Genomic DNA, 14,767 nt, shown 5'->3' with positions numbered 1-14,767 from the left:
TTTCCTCCCCTGTTGCTTTATTCCGCCGCGACCGACGACACATCCTGACCGGATGCAGCCAGAACGGCCTTGACGATGTTATGGTATCCCGTGCAGCGGCAGATATTGCCCTCGAGGTAATGGCGCACCTCGGCCTCGGTCGGCTTGGGGTTCTCGGCCAGCAGCGCCGCCGAAGACATCACCATGCCCGGCGTGCAGAAACCGCATTGCAGCCCGTGATGGTCCTGGAACGCCTGCTGGATCACCCCCAACGAGCCGTCTGCATTCGCCATGCCCTCGATGGTCTTGACCGACGACCCCGCCGCATCCAGCGCGAACATGGTGCAGGACTTCACCGCCTTGCCGTCGACATGCACCACGCAGGCACCGCACTGGCTGGTGTCGCAGCCGATATGGGTGCCGGTCATGCCCAGCCCTTCGCGCAGAAAGGCCGACAGAAGCGTGCGGCCCTCGACCTCGCCCGAAACGGCCTTGCCGTTCACGGTCATCGTGACTTTCGTCATGGTTTCCTCCCTGTTTTCCGTGTCTTTAGGGTTCCGTCAGCCGATCAGCTTCTTGAACCATCCCTTTTTCTTTTCGCCCTCGCCCTCGCCCCCGGCGGCCTCGTCGGACGCCTCTTCCACGGCAGGCCCCTCGATTGCCTCCTGGAAGCGGGTGAAGAATTCATCGGCCATCTTCTTGGCGAAGCCGTCGATGATCCGGCTGCCCAGCTGGGCGATCTTGCCGCCCACGCTGGCCTCGACCTCGTAGCTCAGCCGCGTGCCGGTCTCGGTCGCGGTCAGCGTGACATTGGCCCCGCCCTTGGCAAAGCCCGCAGGCCCGCCCTTGCCCTCGCCGCTGATCCGCAGGCTCTGGCCCGGCACCATGTCCGACAGGGTGACGATCCCCTTGAAGGTGGCCTTTACCGGCCCGACCTTCTGCGTCACCACGGCCTCGAATTGCGTGTCCGGCGTTCCGGTCATGCTTTCGCAACCGGGCACACAGTCTTTCAACACATCTGGGTTCAGGATCGCGGCCCATACCGTTTGCGGATCGGCCTTGATGTCTCGGTGGTCGGATAGCTGCATGGTCCCCCCTGAATTTGACCGAAGTCTAAGCGGCCCGCGCAACCGCGCAATGGAACAATGGTCGTAAACAGCTATTCGTGAACGGCCAGCCCCGCGATGAAATCCTGCAAGGCCCGCGCGTCGATGGGCTTGGCCATCACCGCCACTCCGGCCGCCTGAACCCGCGCGTCGAACGCGGCCCCGCGCATCGCCGTGACCAGCCGCGCCGGCACCGCGCCATGCACCGCCCTGACCCGCGCCAGAAAGGAAATCCCGTCCATCCCCGCGCCAAGGTCCTGATCCACAAGGAAACAATCCGGCAGTATGCCCAGCTCCTCGAGCAATTCAAGCGCCGCTTCGCCGCTGGGCGCGTCAAGCACGCTCACCCCCCATTTCTCCAGCAGCAGCCCCATCGCCCGCCGCAGGTCGGCATCGTTCTCGACCAGAAAGACGATCCGCCCCTCCATCGCTCCCTGCGGCGCCTCGGCTTTCGGCCGGTCGACCAGCACCTCGCCCCCGGTATAGGCGGGCACCTGCACCATGAAGGTCGTCCCCCGCCCGACGACCGACCGCAGCCCCAGCGGATGGCCCAGCAGCGCGCAGGCCCGCTCAACGATGGCAAGCCCCAGCCCCAGCCCCTCGCTGGCTGAAGCTTGCGCGTTCAAGCGGTGGAATTCCTTGAAGATATCGTCCTGCGCCTCTTCGGGAATCCCCGGCCCCGTGTCGGTCACCTCGATCCGCAGCATCGGCCCCGCGCGCCGCACGCCGACCAGCACGCGCCCGCGCTCGGTGTAGCGAATCGCGTTCCCGATCAGGTTCTGCAAGATCCGCCGCAGATAGGCCGCGTCCGAAACCACCACCGCCCCCGACCCGACAACCCGAAAGGCCAGCCCCTTGGCCGCCGCAATCGCCCCGAACTCGTCGTTCAGCTGCGCCAGCAAGCGGTCCAACCTCACCGCCCCCACCGACACCGCCGCCTTGCCGCTTTCCAGCTTGGAAATGTCGAGCAGCGCCGCCAGAATCCCCTCGACCGACACCAGCGCATTCTGCGCCTTGTCCAGCGCCCCCCGTGCAACCGGCGTCAGCCCCTCGTCCCCGATGGACGACAGGAACAGTTTCGCCGCCGACAGGGGTTGCAGCAGATCATGGCTCGCCGCCGCGACAAAGCGCGTGCGCGAGGCATTGGCCCGCTCCGCATTCCCCAGCGCATCCTCGAGTTCGAGCGTCCGCGCCATCACCCGCGCCTCCAGCGTCTCGTTGGCGCGGCTCAACGCCTCGATCGCGGCGCGCTCGGCGGTGACATCGGTAAAGCTCATCACGAAACCGCCGTCCGGCATGCCTTGGGCAAAGACATCGAGGATCAGCTCCGCATCCCGCCGCAACTCGAAGCGCAGCGCCCCCCGTGCCGCATCCTCGACCCAGTCCCCCAGCCGCGCGCCGGTCATCCCGATGCCAAAGGTGAAATCGGGCCGGAACCGGTCGAGCAGCGCGTCGAACCCCGTCCCCAGCCGGAACCGCGCCATCGGAATCGCCAGCAATTGCCCCAGCCGCTGGTTCCACCCCACCAGCCGCGCGTCGGCATCGAAGATGCACACCCCCTGCCCGATATGGTCGAGCGTGGCACGGATCACCCGCGCCTGATCGTCCAGCATCTTGCCGCGCTCGCTGCGCTCCAGCCGGATGATCTCGGTCACATCGGTCTGCAAGATCACCGTGCCGCCGTCGCCGGTGCGGTGTTCGGACACCTGCACCCAGCAATCGCCCGTCATGCGCACGTTGAACATGACATGCCGGTCCTGATGCCGCCGCCGCCGTCCCACGGCCCAGTCCTCGGGCCGCTCTCCCGCGGGAAGTTCCAGAAACCGCGACCGGCTCACAAGGCCCACGTAATCGCCGAACCGCAGCCCCGGAGTCAGATGCGGGCGCACATCGGCCATATGCATCCCGAAGCGCGAATTGCACATGACCAGCACGTCATCCGCATCGAATAGCGCAAACCCCTCCTGAATCGTCTCGATGGCATTGGCAAGGTTCTGCCGCGCGGCCTCGGTCTCGCGGTTGGCCTGCGCCAGTTGCGCGTTCGACTCGTTCAACAGGTCCAGCGCCCGCTCCAGATCGCGCGTCCGCTCGCGCACCTGGTCCTCCAGCATCGCCGCGCGCTGGAACTGGGCATAGGCGGCCCCGCTGTCATCGGTGATCTGCTCGACCCGCCGCATCAGGACCTGCGCGATGGTGCGCAGCTTCTCGACCTGCCGCTCGGGCGGATCGGCGGGGTTGATCAACGTGTCCAAGCGCCGCCCCCTTCGGGCGGATAGATCGCCACCCCGGTCATGGTCTGGTTCACATGCATGGAATTCAACTGTTCGCCATAGGTCGAAAAGCCGACCACGCGGTTTTCCCGCAACAAGGCCGACACCGCGCCCGACTTCTGCTTTTCCTGCGCTTCCATGCGCCGCAGGATGCAATCGCAGGCAAGGATCACCTCGGGCCGCCCCTGCCGCGACAGCGCCGCCATTTCGGCCGCCAGATGCGCCACCATGTCCTGCGGTTCGGCCAGCGTCAGCACCACCCCCTCGTCGATGGCCGAAAAGAACACAAGATCGCCGTTCTCTCCCACCTGCTGGATCGCCCGCACATGATGCTTGCCCCCGATCCGCACCACCACCGGATGGGCGGCAAAGGTAAAGGTGGTCAATTGCGCCGGGTCCTTGCCCAAGAGCCGCGCATATTCCTGCGCCGCAGGCTCGGCGTTGATCGTCCGCACGATCCGCCGCGCGGGGTCGGCCCCTGTCACCACCATCCGCTTCTCGGTCGGCACCAGATGGTCAAGGCTGAACACCTTTACACGGCAATCGGTGCGCACCAGCGTCAGCACCGCCGCATTCTGCAAGGCCTGCCCGCCATGCAGCACGAAGGTCTGCTTGAACCGCGTCCCGTCCCCCGCGCTGCCCCCGAACAGCGGCACCGGGCCAAGCCCGCTGGCCAGCGCCGAGGCAAGCGCATCCTCGCGCACCGAAAGCCCGTCGACCATCAGAAAGGCGAATTCCCCCTGCCATCCGGCACGCCCCCGCGCCAGCCCCTGCCTGCGCCGGATCAACTCGCCGATCAGCGTGTCACGCTCCAGCACCGACAGATCGGGCACCAGCAGCACATCCGCCGCGAAATGCGCCGCAGGCAGCCCCACCGCCACGATCTCGCGCTCGCTGTATCCCGCGCCCGAAATCTCGCCCGCCGTGGTGCAGCCGATCACCGTCGCCCCGCCGAACCTGTCGGCCATCCGCCCGGCCAGCCGGCCCATGTCGACATCGGGCGAGATGAACAGGATCACAACCGCAAAAGGCCCCGGCCCCAGCGCCGCCTCGAGCGCACGGATCGGATGCGCCTCGCCCACATCGACCGAAGCCCGCGCCACCAGCGACAGCCCTGCAAGTGCCTCCATCCGCGCGTCCTCCCCTTGGCCACGCTACAAGCCCCGCCCCGACGCGCAACCGGAATTTGCCGCGGCCTCCGCCCCTCGCGACTGCTACCCCTCGGGCATCAATGACGAAAACGAAGCCTCCCGCGCGATCAGAACCGCCTGCGTCCGGCTCTGCACGCCCAGCTTGCGCATGATGGCCGTGACATGCGCCTTTACCGTGGTTTCGGCAATCGTCAGCTCATAGGCGATCTGCTTGTTCAGCATCCCCTCGCAGATCAGTTGCAAGATCTTCGCCTGCTGCCGCGTCAAAAGCGCCAGCCGCGCGATCGACGCCTCGCGCTGGCTCGCCGGTGCCTTGGGGTCGCCCTGCGGCACGAACCCCTCGGGAACATAGCCGATCCCCGACCGTATCGCCTCGAAGGCGGCGCGGAACACCTCGCGGTGCGAATGTTTCGGCACGAAGCCCGCCGCCCCCGCCCGCAACGCCGCCCCGATCACACGGTTGTCGGCCAGCGACGACACCACCACCACAGGCACATCCCGGGCCGAGGCTTTAAGCCGGATCAACCCGTCCAACCCCGTCACATCCGGCAGGTTGAGGTCAAGCACCACCACATCCGGATGGGCGGCCTGATCCAGCCGCGCAATCGCGGCCTCGATCCGGTCGGCGGTCGCGATCTCCTCGATCCCGGCCACGGCCCGCAACGTCATGGAAAGCGCATCGCAAAACAGCGGATGGTCATCCACGATCAGCGCCGACCGAAGCACCCTTTCGCCCGTTTCCGCCATCATCCCCGCACCTCGCTCTCGCGCCTACCCTAGCAAGCCGCGCCCCGCCCCGCTACGCGCCAAAAGTCTTACCCCCTTGGCGACATTCCGCACGGCCCGCATCGCCGCGCTTCCCCCTGCGGCCTTCGCCCGCTATCACCGCCCAAACCGCACGGAAAAGGCCCGCATGCCCCAGATCACCCGCCGCTCCGCCCTCGCCCTGTCTTTCGCGGCACTCCTTGCCGCCTGCGGCTCTGCCCGCCCCGAACCGCAGGGCCCGGCCGAGATCAACCGCCTGATCGCGAAATACGCGCGCAAATATGACGTGCCCGAACGGCTGGTGCATCACGTGGTCAAGATCGAAAGCGGCTACAACCCAGCCGCCCGCAACGGCCCCTATTACGGCCTGATGCAGATCGTGCCGCAAACCGCGCAGACGATGGGCCACCGTGGCCCCGCCTCCGACCTGCTCGATGCCGACACCAACCTGAAATACGGCGTCAAATACCTGCGCGGCGCCTATCTCGTGGCGCGGGGCAACGAAAAACGCGCCTATGACTGGTATCGCCGCGGCTACTACTACGAAGCCAAGCGCATGGGGCTACTGGAAGAAACCGGCCTGCGCTCCTGACAGCCCGCCGCAGCCTCTCGCCCCGCATATTTACGGGGCCAGACGTTGCGCGGCCGAATGCGGGGGGCAGGATGCCCCCGCCCCTCTCACGCCCGGTCCCTCTCAGGTCACGACATCCGGCACCGTCCGGCCCGTGAACTCGGCGATCCGCGCAATCCCGTGGGCGGCGCGGATCACAGGGGCAAGCGCCTCCTGCGGATCGAGGTCCAGCCCCGCCGGCCCCGCCGCATAGCGTTCGAGGTAAAGCCGCAGCGTCGCGCCCTCGGTCCCCGTTCCAGACAGGCGCAGCACGAAACGAGAACCATCCGCGAACATCACGCGCACGCCCTGCTTCACGCTCACCGATCCGTCGACCGGATCGGTATAGGCAAAGTCATCCGCCCCGCCGACCACCATACCCTCGACCGTCTGCCCCTTCAGCCCGGCAAGTGCTGCGCGCAATTCGCCCATCATCGCATCCGCACGGGCGGCATCGACGGCTTCAAAGTCGTGCCGGCTGTAATAGTTGCGCCCGAACTTCGCCCAATGACCGGCCAGAATCTCTGCCACCGGCTGCTTGCGCACCGCCAGAATGTTCAGCCACAGCAGCACGGCCCATAGCCCGTCCTTCTCGCGCACATGGTCCGACCCCGTGCCGAAACTTTCCTCGCCGCACAGCGTGGCGCGCCCGGCGTCGAGAAGATTGCCGAAGAACTTCCACCCCGTCGGCGTCTCGTATGACCCGATCCCGAGTGCCTCCGCCACACGGTCGACCGCCGCACTCGTCGGCATCGAACGCGCCACGCCGGCCAATCCCTTGGCATAGCCCGGCGCCAGATGCGCATTCGCCGCCAGCACCGCCAGACTGTCCGAGGGCGAGACATAGATCCCCCGCCCGACCACCATGTTCCGGTCCCCGTCCCCGTCGCTCGCCGCGCCGAAATCGGGGGCATCCGCTCCGAACATCTCGTCCATCAGCGCCTTGGCCCATGTCGGGTTCGGGTCGGGATGCATCCCCCCGAAATCGGGCAGGGGCGTGCCGTTGACCACCGTCCCCTTGGCGGCCCCCAGACGGTTCTCAAGGATCTCGACCGCATAGGGGCCGGTCACCGCGCACATGCTGTCCATCCGCATCCGGAAGCCGCCCGCGAACATCGCGCGGATCGCGGCGAAATCGAACAGGCTTTCCATCAGCGCGGCATAATCCGCCACCGGGTCCACCACATCGACCGCCATCGCCCCCAGCATCACCCGCCCGACGCGCCCCAGATCGACATCCTGCGCATCGGCGATGCGATAAGAGGTCAGGCTTTGCGTGCGGGCATACATGGCCTCGGTCACCGCCTCCGGCGCAGGCCCGCCATTGGGCATGTTGAACTTGACCCCGAAATCCTCCTCAGGCCCGCCGGGATTGTGCGAGGCCGACATGATGATCCCGCCATCCGTCCGGTTCAGCCGGATCAGATGGCTTGCCGCAGGCGTGGACAAAATGGCCCCCTGCCCCACGATCACCCGTGCCGCCCCGTTCGCCGCCGCCATGCGCAAGATCACCTGCGCCGCGCGGTCGTTGAAATAGCGCCCGTCCCCGCCCAGCACAAAGGTTTTGCCCTCGGCCCCGACCACATCGAAGATGCTCTGGACGAAATTCTCCAGATAGTGCCGCCCCATGAACACGGGTGTCTTTTTCCGCAACCCCGAGGTTCCGGGCTTCTGCCCCGCGATCGGCGTGGTGGCGACGGTGTGGATGGTGGTCATGGCGTCTCTCCCTATGCGCGGCCCGCCGCGACGGACCGGAACAACAGAACCGATTGGGCAGGCGCACGGGTTCCCGGCCCTGCCGCTTCGGGTGCGGCCGCATGGGGCCGCGTGGTATCGAGCATCAATTCCCAAAGGGGCGCGGTATCGGGCAGGCGCAGCACGCATTCCGGCCCCGCATTGAACACGGCATAGACCGCCCCCGCACTCGGATCGCCCGCTTCGGCGGCCATCCGCAATTCCACGCAAAGACAGCGGAACGCCGGATCATGCCAGTCCTCGGGCCGCGGCGGCTGCCCGTCCGCCCGCCGCCAGATCACATCGGGCAAACCGTCCCCCGGTCGCGGCTTGGCATGAAGGAACCGCTTCTGCCGCAGCACCGGCAGGGTAGCGCGCAGCGCGATCAACCGCGCAACGAACCCCTGCAAGCCACGGTCGCCCTGCGCCCAGTCGATCCAAGTCGTCTCGTTGTCCTGCGCATAGGCGTTGTTGTTGCCGCCTTGGCTGTGGCCGATCTCGTCCCCCGCCAGCAACATCGGCACCCCCTGCGCCAGCATCAGCGTCGCCAGCATGTTGCGCTTTCTCAGCGCCCGCGCCGCCAGCACCGCCTTGTCACCGGTCGTCCCCTCGACACCCATGTTGTCGCTGTGGTTCTCGTGATGCCCGTCGCGGTTCTCCTCGCCATTGGCGAAGTTGCGTTTGAGCGTGTAGCTCACCACATCCTCAAGCGTGAACCCGTCATGCGCGGTGATGAAATTCACCGAACTCGTCGCCGCCCGCCCGTGATGGTCGAACCGCTCGGCGCTGCCCAGCAGGCGCTTGGCCAGATCGGGTGCAAGCCCCGCATCGCCCTTCCACCAGCGCCGCACACCATCGCGGAAACGGTCGTTCCACTCCATGAACGGATGCGGATAGCCGCCAAGCTGGTATCCCCCCGGCCCGATATCCCAAGGCTCGGCGATCAGCTTCACGCGGCTCAGCACGGGGTCTTGCCGGATCGCGTCGAAAAACCCGCCCTGCGGGTCGAAGCCATGCGCCTCGCGCCCCAGCACACTGGCAAGATCGAAGCGGAAACCGTCGACATGCCCCACCTCGACCCAGTAGCGCAGGCTGTCCATCACCATCCGCAACACCATCGGATGCGTCAGGTTCAGCGTGTTTCCCGTGCCGGTGTCGTTGATGTAATGCCGCCCGCCATGCATCAGCCGGTAGTAGCTCGCATTGTCGAGCCCCCGGAAAGACAGGGTCGGCCCCCATTCGTCGCCTTCGCCCGAATGGTTGTAGACCACATCCAGCACCACCTCGAGTCCCGCCGCATGGAACCGCCGCACCATCGACTGGAATTCCCACAAGGCGCCCTTGGTCATGTAGCGCGGCTCGGGCGCGAAAAAGGCGATGCTCTGGTAGCCCCAATAGTTCCGCAACCCCTTCGCCACCAGAAACCGCTCGTCGGCAAAGGCCTGCACCGGAAGCAATTCGACCGTCGTCACCCCCAGCTTCACCAGATGCTCGATCACCGCATCCGACGACAGCCCCAGAAACGTCCCGCGCAGCCCCTTTTCCACCCCCGCATTCAGCATGGTCATGCCGCGCACATGCGCCTCGTAGATCACCGTCTCCGAGGGCGGCACCATCGGCGCCACATCGCCCGCCCAGTTGAAACTCGGGTCCACCACCACCGATTTCGGCACCGCAAAGGCGCTGTCGCGGGTGTCATAGGACAGATCGCCCCGCGCGCTGCCCACCCTGAACCCCATCAGCGCATCCGACCATTTCAGCCGCCCCTCTAGGCCGCGCGCATAGGGGTCGATCAACAGCTTGTGCGGGTTGAAACGGTGGCCCTGTTCAGGGGCATAGGGTCCATGCACGCGGTAGCCGTACAGCGTGCCGGGCGTCAGCCCGCCCACATGCCCGTGCCAGATATCCCCGTCCCGCTCGGGCAAGGCGATCCGCGCCAGTTCCTTGCGGCCATCGGGCGAGAACAGGCACAACTCCACCTTTTCCGCATGGGCCGAGAACACCGCGAAATTCACCCCCTCGCCGTCGAAATTGGCCCCCATCGGAAAGGGTCGCCCCGCGCTCACCGCATGGCCCGTCAGCCGCGGTTGCAACAGCGGATTGAGCTTGGCCGAATTCACCCGACCAACCCCTCGTAAAGCGCCGCATAGGCTGCGGCACTCGTCTCCCAGCCCACCGGATGCCTCATCGCATTGGCCTGCACCTTGGCCCAAAGCCTGCCATCGGCATAAAGCCCGCACAATTGCCGCAGCGCCTGACCAAAGGCAATGGCGTCGGTCGGGTGGAACTGCACCCCCGTCGCCACCCCTGCGGCCAGCGCTGCGGGCGAGGCGTGGATGACCGTATCCGCCAGCCCCCCGACCGCCGCCACCACCGGCACCGTGCCATAGCGCAGGCCATACATCTGCGTCAGCCCGCAAGGCTCGAACCGGCTCGGCACCAGCACGGCATCTGCGCCCGCGAACATCCGGTGGCTCAGCGCCTCGTCATAGCCGATCCGCACCGCAACCTTGCCCGGAAACCGCGCCTCGAGGCCGCGCATCGCTCCCTCGAGCGCCGGGTCACCCGACCCAAGCACCAGAAGTGCCCCGCCCGCCCCGATGAAATCGGGCACCACGGCGGGCAAAAGGTCGATCCCCTTCTGGTCGGTCAAGCGGCTCACCACAATGGCAAGCGGCCCCTCGGGCAGCGTCAGGCCGAACTCGTCGCAAAGCGCCGCGCGGTTGGCTGCCTTGCCCTTCATCGCCTTGACCGAATAGGGCAAAGGCTCGGCCTCGGGCGACCAGACGGCGGTATCGACCCCATTCAATATCCCCGAAACATCCGCCCCCCGCGCCGCGATCACCCCTTCCAGCCCCATGCCAAAGGCGGGCCGCAAAAGCTCGGTCGCATAGGTGGGCGACACGGTCGTCACCCGGTCCGCCGTCACCAGCCCCGACTTCAGGCTCGACAAGCCCCCGTAATACTCCAGCGCCCCCGGATGGAACGCCTCGCGCGGCAGGCGCAGCGCCTCGATCATCCCGGCACTCGCCCATCCCTGAAACGCGATGTTATGCACCGTGATGACCGACCCGACCCCGCCCGATCCGCCATAGGCAAGATAGGCCGGCGCAAAGCCCGCCTGCCAGTCATGCGCATGCAGGATATCGGCCTTCCAGCCCTCCACCCCGTCCCGCGCCATCCGCGCCCCCACCCATGACAGGGCAGCAAAACGCTGGGCATTGTCGCCCCAATCCCCCGCCGGCCCCGAATAGGGCCCGCCCTCGCGGTCATAAAGATGCGGCGCATCGAGCAGCATCACCGGCACCCCGTCGAGGTCACCCTGAAACACCACCCCGCGCCCGCCGAACAGTTCCGCCTCTTCCCAGACCTCGTGCAGCCCCGAAAGCCGCGCGCGCAGCGCGCGATAGGCCGGCATCAGCACCCGCATCTCCCAGCCCAAAGGCGCCAGCGCGGCAGGCAGCGCCCCCACCACATCGGCAAGCCCCCCGGTCTTGACCAGCGGCACGCATTCCGACGCCACCGAAAGCACCCGCCCCCTGACCTGCATCCCGTCCCCCGTTCCTCTTGCCCCAAATATCCTGCAGGGGGGTCCGGGGGGACGCAAAGTCCCCCCGGCCGTTCCGCCGCGCCGCCCTCAGGACAGCTTCGCCGCCCGCGCGTCAAGCATATCCTGCGTGATCAGGACAATGCCGCCCTCGCTCACACGGAACCACTTGGCATCCTCGACCGGGTCCTGCCCCACGACCAGCCCCTCGGGGATCACCACATTGCTGTCGAGCACGCAATTCTTCAGCTCGGCCTTGCGGTTCACCGTCACCCGCGGCAGCGCCACCACATATTCGAGGCTGGAATAGCTGTGCGTCCGGCAGCCCGTGAACAGCAGCGAATTGCTCACCGCCGACCCCGAGACGATGCAATCCCCCGAGACGAGCGAACTCACCGCCGACCCGCGCCGCCCGTCCTCGTCATGGATGAACTTCGCGGGCGGCACGATCTCGGAATAGGTCCAGATCGGCCAGCTGTTGTCATAGATGTCGAGCTTGGGCACGAAATCCGTCAGGTCGATATTGGCCTGCCAGAAGGCGTCGATTGTCCCCACATCGCGCCAATAGGGCTCGTGCTCCAGGCCGCTCTTCACGCAGGAATCGGCGAACTTGTGCGCCATCGCCTTGCCGTTCTTCACGATGGCGGGGATCAGGTCATTGCCGAAATCATGGCTGGAATTCGGATCGGCCATGTCGCGGATCAGCAGGTCGCGCAAAAAGGCCCAGTCAAAGACATAGATCCCCATGCTCGCCAGCGCATGTTTCGGATCGCCCGGAATATGCGGCGGGTTCTTCGGCTTTTCGAGGAACGCCGTGATCTGCCCCTTGCCGTCCACATCCATCACGCCGAAGGCCGTCGCCTCGGCCACCGGCACCGTCAGGCAGCCGATGGTCACATCGGCCCCCGTCTCGACATGCTGGCGCAGCATGATCTCGTAATCCATCTTGTAGATATGGTCGCCCGCCAGCACGATCACATATTTGATGCCGTAGCTGTCGACGATGTCGATGTTCTGCGCCACGGCATCCGCCGTGCCCAGATACCACTTGTTCTCGTCCACCCGCTGGGACGCGGGCAGGATATCCAGATATTCGTTCCGTTCCGCGCGAAAGAAGTTCCAGCCCCGCTGGCAATGCCGGATCAGGCTGTGCGCCTTGTATTGCGTGGCAATCGCCATCTTGCGGATCCCGCTGTTCAGCGCGTTCGACAGGGCAAAGTCGATGATCCGCGTCTTGCCGCCGAAATAGACCGCAGGCTTGGCGCGGCGGTCGGTCAACTCCTTCAACCGGCTTCCCCGTCCCCCCGCCAGCACGAAAGCCATGGCCTGGCTGGAAAGCCGCGCATTCGGTCTCGGTGTCATCATCGTCCTAGCCCCTCCCAAAGCCGCGGGTCGCCCCGCCTTGTGTTCATGCCTTCCTGAAATAGACCGCCGACAGCGGCGGCAGCGTCACCAGCGCCGACTGCGCCCGCCCGTGCCATTCCACCGCCTCACTCGTCACACCACCCAGATTGCCGCGGTTCATCCCGCCATAAAGCTTTGCATCGGTATTGAGGATTTCGTCCCAATGCCCCGCCTCGGGCAGCCCGATCCTGTAGCGCCGCTCGACCGGCGTCAGGTTGACCACCGCCACCACGGTCGCATCCCCGGCCCCGCCCTTGCGCGCCCAGACATAGACCGACGCCCCCGCGTCATTGCTCTCGATCCACTCGAACCCCTCGGGCCGCGTGTCGTTCACATGCAGCGCGCGGTTGTCGCGATAGACGCGGTTCAGGTCACGCACCAGCGCCTGCACCCCGCGATGCTCGGCAATCTCCAACTGGTGCCAGTCAAGCGATTGCTTGTGGTTCCATTCGGCCCCTTGGGCGAATTCGCAGCCCATGAACAGCAGCTTCTTGCCCGGATGCGCCCACATGAACCCGTAATAGGCCCGCAGGTTGGCGAATTTCTCCCAATCCCCTCCCGGCATCTTGGCCAGCATGCTGCCCTTGCCGTGAACCACCTCGTCATGGCTTATCGGCAGGATGTAATTTTCCGACCACGCATAATGCAGGCCAAAGGTCATCTGGTGATGGTGATACTGCCGGTAGATCGGGTCTTTCTCGATGTAGGACAGGGTGTCGTTCATCCACCCCATGTTCCACTTGAAACCAAAGCCAAGCCCGCCGTGGCTGACGGGCCGCGACACGCCGGGAAAGGCCGTGCTTTCCTCGGCCACGGTCATGATCCCCGCCACCTCGCCGTAAGCCACCGCATTCATGCGCTGCAACAGCGCGATGGCCTCGTAATTCTCGCGGCCCCCGTCCTTGTTCGGGATCCACTCGCCCTCCTTGCGGGAATAGTCGCGGTAAAGCATCGACGCCACCGCATCCACCCTCAGCCCGTCAAGGTGGTATTCCTCAAGCCAATACAAGGCGTTGGACACAAGGTAATTCGCCACCTCGATCCGCCCGTAATTGTAGATCAGCGTGTTCCAGTCCTGATGGAACCCCTCGCGCGCATCGGCATGTTCGTAAAGCGCCGTGCCGTCGAACCGGCCAAGGCCATGCGGATCGGTCGGGAAATGCCCCGGCACCCAGTCGAGCAGAACGCCAAGCCCCTTGCGATGCGCCGCATCGACAAATGCGCGGAATTCCCCCGGCGTTCCGTGCCGGATCGTCGGGGCATACATCCCGACGGGCTGGTATCCCCAAGACCCGTCGAACGGATATTCCGACACGGGCAGCAATTCGATATGGGTAAAGCCCATATCCGCGACATAATCCACCAACTGCTCGGCCAGTTCGAGGTAGGACAGCATCCTGTCCCCCGGCGCCCGCCGCCATGACCCCAGATGCACCTCATAGACCGAGATCGGCGCGTCGATCGAATGCCGTGCCGCCCGCGTCTCCATCCAGTCGCCGTCGTGGAACGCACCCGCGATCCGCCGCACGACCGAGGCATTGGCCGGAGGATGCTCGGACCCGAATCCCACGGGGTCCGCCTTCAGCGGCCCGACATGGCCATGCTGCCCGCGGATCTCGTATTTGTAGGTCGTCCCCTCGCCAAGGCCCGGAACAAAGGTCTCCCAGACCCCCGTCGCCCCGCGCCGCCGCATCGGATGGCGCCGCCCGTCCCAGATGTTGAAATCCCCGACGACCGAGACCCGCTCGGCATTGGGCGCCCAGACCGCGAAATGCGTGCCCGACACCCCTTCATGCGTGACGATATGCGCCCCCAGCACCTGCCACAGCCGCTTGTGCGTGCCCTCGCCCAGCAGATATTCGTCCATCTCGCCCAGAACGGGGCCGAAGCGGAAGGGGTCGTCGAACTCCCAAGCCGTGCCATGCCCCTCGGCCCGCAGGCGGTAGGGCTGGTTCTTGTCCAGCTTCGCCGCGAAAAGCCCCGCGAAATCGGGCACCGCCTCGGCCACCACCTCGGCCTTGCCGCACAGCACCGTCAACCGCTCTGCCCCCGGCACAAAGGCCAGAACCACCCAGTCCTTGCCGATCTTGTGGGGGCCAAGCACCCCGAAAGGGTCGCCATGCCGCCCCTCGACGATGGCCCGCGCCGCCGACGAGTCGATCACGCGGTCGATCCATGTCTCGGTCATGGCCTGCCCTCCC

Annotated in this window: 11 protein-coding genes; 1 reads left to right on the top strand and 10 read right to left on the bottom strand. The window is 66.2% G+C overall.

Annotation, left to right across the window (positions count from 1 at the left end):
• Positions 1-17: 17 nt before the first annotated feature.
• From H7F16_RS07860 to H7F16_RS07840, 5 genes are all read right to left on the bottom strand, one after another.
• A complete protein-coding gene (locus H7F16_RS07860) occupies positions 18-503 on the bottom strand; it encodes a (2Fe-2S)-binding protein (RefSeq protein ID WP_185797023.1) in 486 nt (161 codons plus the stop codon).
• Positions 504-539: 36 nt separating this feature from the next.
• Complete coding sequence (locus tag H7F16_RS07855) at positions 540-1,067, bottom strand: SRPBCC family protein (protein WP_185797022.1); 528 nt, start codon at positions 1,065-1,067, stop codon at positions 540-542.
• Between the two features lie 71 nt (positions 1,068-1,138).
• Positions 1,139-3,337 (bottom strand): PAS domain-containing hybrid sensor histidine kinase/response regulator, encoded by a 2,199-nt coding sequence (locus tag H7F16_RS07850; RefSeq protein WP_241741343.1) that lies wholly within the window; start codon positions 3,335-3,337, stop codon positions 1,139-1,141.
• Positions 3,325-4,485, bottom strand: coding sequence for an FIST N-terminal domain-containing protein (locus H7F16_RS07845; RefSeq protein ID WP_185797021.1), 1,161 nt, complete (start codon positions 4,483-4,485; stop codon positions 3,325-3,327). Before H7F16_RS07845 ends, H7F16_RS07850 begins: the two co-directional genes overlap by 13 nt.
• Before the next feature lie 84 nt (positions 4,486-4,569).
• Complete coding sequence (locus H7F16_RS07840) at positions 4,570-5,256, bottom strand: response regulator transcription factor (RefSeq protein ID WP_185797020.1); 687 nt, start codon at positions 5,254-5,256, stop codon at positions 4,570-4,572.
• A gap of 163 nt (positions 5,257-5,419) precedes the next feature.
• On the opposite strand from H7F16_RS07840, the gene H7F16_RS07835 reads away from it, so the two are divergent.
• Entirely contained in the window at positions 5,420-5,863 is a 444-nt protein-coding gene (locus H7F16_RS07835) for a transglycosylase SLT domain-containing protein (protein WP_185797019.1), read from the top strand.
• Positions 5,864-5,965: 102 nt separating this feature from the next.
• Here the strand turns inward: H7F16_RS07835 and H7F16_RS07830 are convergent, their stop codons facing one another.
• The 5 genes from H7F16_RS07830 to glgB form a co-directional block, all read right to left on the bottom strand.
• A complete protein-coding gene (locus H7F16_RS07830) occupies positions 5,966-7,597 on the bottom strand; it encodes an alpha-D-glucose phosphate-specific phosphoglucomutase (RefSeq protein WP_185797018.1) in 1,632 nt (543 codons plus the stop codon).
• An 11-nt stretch (positions 7,598-7,608) separates the two neighbouring features.
• On the bottom strand, positions 7,609-9,735 hold the full coding sequence (gene glgX / locus H7F16_RS07825; RefSeq protein ID WP_422121113.1) for a glycogen debranching protein GlgX: 2,127 nt from the start codon (positions 9,733-9,735) through the stop codon (positions 7,609-7,611).
• Positions 9,732-11,165 carry a glycogen synthase GlgA gene (gene glgA / locus H7F16_RS07820; protein ID WP_185797017.1) on the bottom strand — a complete coding sequence of 478 codons (1,434 nt, stop codon included), beginning with the start codon at positions 11,163-11,165 and terminating at the stop codon, positions 9,732-9,734. The genes glgX and glgA overlap by 4 nt, the downstream gene beginning before the upstream one ends.
• Before the next feature lie 87 nt (positions 11,166-11,252).
• The gene (gene glgC, locus H7F16_RS07815) at positions 11,253-12,524 is read right to left on the bottom strand and encodes a glucose-1-phosphate adenylyltransferase (protein ID WP_185797537.1); all 1,272 of its coding nucleotides are present in this window, start codon (positions 12,522-12,524) and stop codon (positions 11,253-11,255) included.
• 46 nt (positions 12,525-12,570) lie between these two features.
• Positions 12,571-14,754: a 1,4-alpha-glucan branching protein GlgB gene (gene glgB / locus H7F16_RS07810; protein ID WP_185797016.1), complete on the bottom strand. Its 2,184-nt coding sequence runs from the start codon at positions 14,752-14,754 to the stop codon at positions 12,571-12,573.
• Positions 14,755-14,767: the final 13 nt, after the last annotated feature.

This window comes from Paragemmobacter straminiformis (assembly GCF_014243445.1).
GTDB classification, from domain to species: domain Bacteria; phylum Pseudomonadota; class Alphaproteobacteria; order Rhodobacterales; family Rhodobacteraceae; genus Paragemmobacter; species Paragemmobacter straminiformis.
The sequence above is the reverse complement of the archived record's forward strand: the minus strand, read 5'-3'. Positions and strand labels throughout refer to the sequence as shown.

Excerpts from the sequence above, each read along its gene's own strand:
- glgB (WP_185797016.1), bottom strand. The coding sequence starts at position 14,754 with ATGACCGAGACATGGATCGACCGCGTGATCGACTCGTCGGCGGCGCGG.
- glgC (WP_185797537.1), bottom strand. The coding sequence starts at position 12,524 with ATGACACCGAGACCGAATGCGCGGCTTTCCAGCCAGGCCATGGCTTTC.
- H7F16_RS07835 (WP_185797019.1), top strand. The coding sequence starts at position 5,420 with ATGCCCCAGATCACCCGCCGCTCCGCCCTCGCCCTGTCTTTCGCGGCA.
- H7F16_RS07860 (WP_185797023.1), bottom strand. The coding sequence starts at position 503 with ATGACGAAAGTCACGATGACCGTGAACGGCAAGGCCGTTTCGGGCGAG.
- H7F16_RS07855 (WP_185797022.1), bottom strand. The coding sequence starts at position 1,067 with ATGCAGCTATCCGACCACCGAGACATCAAGGCCGATCCGCAAACGGTA.
- H7F16_RS07830 (WP_185797018.1), bottom strand. The coding sequence starts at position 7,597 with ATGACCACCATCCACACCGTCGCCACCACGCCGATCGCGGGGCAGAAG.
- glgA (WP_185797017.1), bottom strand. The coding sequence starts at position 11,165 with ATGCAGGTCAGGGGGCGGGTGCTTTCGGTGGCGTCGGAATGCGTGCCG.
- H7F16_RS07840 (WP_185797020.1), bottom strand. The coding sequence starts at position 5,256 with ATGATGGCGGAAACGGGCGAAAGGGTGCTTCGGTCGGCGCTGATCGTG.
- H7F16_RS07845 (WP_185797021.1), bottom strand. The coding sequence starts at position 4,485 with ATGGAGGCACTTGCAGGGCTGTCGCTGGTGGCGCGGGCTTCGGTCGAT.